The sequence below is a fragment of the Brevibacillus sp. SAFN-007a genome, from assembly GCF_051967035.1.
GTDB lineage: Bacteria > Bacillota > Bacilli > Brevibacillales > Brevibacillaceae > Brevibacillus.
In genome coordinates this window covers 1-1,517 of sequence record NZ_JBQCKK010000053.1, presented here as the reverse complement: position 1 = coordinate 1,517, position 1,517 = coordinate 1, and the positions used below count along the sequence as shown (strand labels likewise).

At 44.2% G+C, this 1,517-nt stretch carries 2 protein-coding genes; both read right to left on the bottom strand.

The window, feature by feature from the left end; translation table 11 throughout:
* Nucleotides 1-109 precede the first annotated feature (109 nt).
* Nucleotides 110-544, bottom strand: a complete 435-nt coding sequence (locus ACTHO6_RS21140; RefSeq protein ID WP_310769139.1) for a reverse transcriptase-like protein — start codon at nt 542-544, stop codon at nt 110-112.
* A 21-nt stretch (nt 545-565) separates the two neighbouring features.
* Nucleotides 566-1,517 (bottom strand): DUF5348 domain-containing protein (locus ACTHO6_RS21135; RefSeq protein ID WP_440243806.1); only part of this gene is annotated, 952 nt, incomplete at its 5' end.

Sequence of the window (1,517 nt, the reverse complement as noted above, 5' to 3'; positions counted from 1 at the left end):
AATAAAAATATCGCTTTTCCAAGCGATTCGGAATGTGCGTATAATTCAAGCACTTTCATATTGTCAATACATAGCATAAATCATCATGGGAATGTTTTCAAGTACCAATTTACCAGAAACTCACCATGACAAATTGTTCCGCCTCATTTCCCCCTCCTACACGGGTAACAGAATCGAATGACATCCCCTGTTCCTCTTCCTGCTGCTCTCGATCCAACCGCTCAAACCGAAAATGTTGAAGATTTGCAAGCATGCTTCTTACCTTTACACAATAGTTGAACAGACGTGCTTTTTTGGCCTGCCATTGGCCACTTGCCTGTTTCATAACAAGGGAATTTGTACCGAGTAACTTTACCGCTGTAATGCCACGGGCGAGTATTTCTTCAAGCAACACCTGGAGCGCATGATAGTACGCCTCGTTCCGATCAAGCCCTTCAACACGCTCTTGAAATTGCCACACCCTTTCTCCTTCTGGAGAAATTAACCACGCAATAGCATACAAATTCTTCTTGTTTCGGGTAATGTCAAAGCAACCTGTATACATCTTGTCTGCACCATCCTTTTTTCATCCTTGCAGATATCGAACTCTCGCCATCGTGTCTTGGAGACTGATCTTTGGCCGATCTACCGCGTAATAGTCTTCCCCATTATGTTCAATCCTGGTTCGTACCCAGTATCCGCCGTCCTCTTCTTCGTTCACCAATATTTCGATGGTCTCTCCGCAAGTGAAGTAATGATCCTCATTGATGGCATATCTGCCGCTGCTGTTTTTGTACAAACGTCCCTGAGCGGTAACCTTCTTGTTCAAATAGCTAAGATCATACAAAGCTGCTTCCAAGTGTTCTGTTACTCTGTTCAGCAGATGATATTCCAATCGCTCATCAGCAGATAAAACGCTCGGCTCTATATTTTCGAGGATTTGATTCACCTTCTGAACAGTTACCGATAATGGGAGTTTCCCCAGCAATTCTTTCATGGTATTGATTTTGCCCATTTTCCTCATCCTCTCTTGTTTTTCAGTTTGAAGTTGCTCGGCAATATCCTTAAAAACATTCTTCGGTCTCAACACCTCATAATCGAAACCCTTACTCTGTAACGTTTTTTTGGTCAGTTCAATCCCTTTTCCGCCCGCCTCGTCATTATCTCGGACAACGTAAATCTTCACATCTTTCCCAACAACCCGTTCTATCAGGCACGCTTGTTCTATTGATAGATGTGAAGCTTGCATGGCCGCAGCTGGTACCCGAAGCTCTTGGCGCATTAAGATTGCATCAAATCCCCCCTCTACTAAATAGAGTGTCTTGCTGCGTTTTGCCTCTTTCAGCACTTCATAAAGGCCAAATAAAACAGCCCCTTTTTGAAAGAGGCTGTCGTCAGGCGTATTGCGGTATCGTTTTTTGGAAGTGGGTGCAATGGATCTGTACGTAAACCCAAGCACATCCCCTGTTACTGCGTCTCGGTTGGAGAATACGATACTGTTGGTCTTCTGATCCCATCCAATGCCATACGTTCGGATG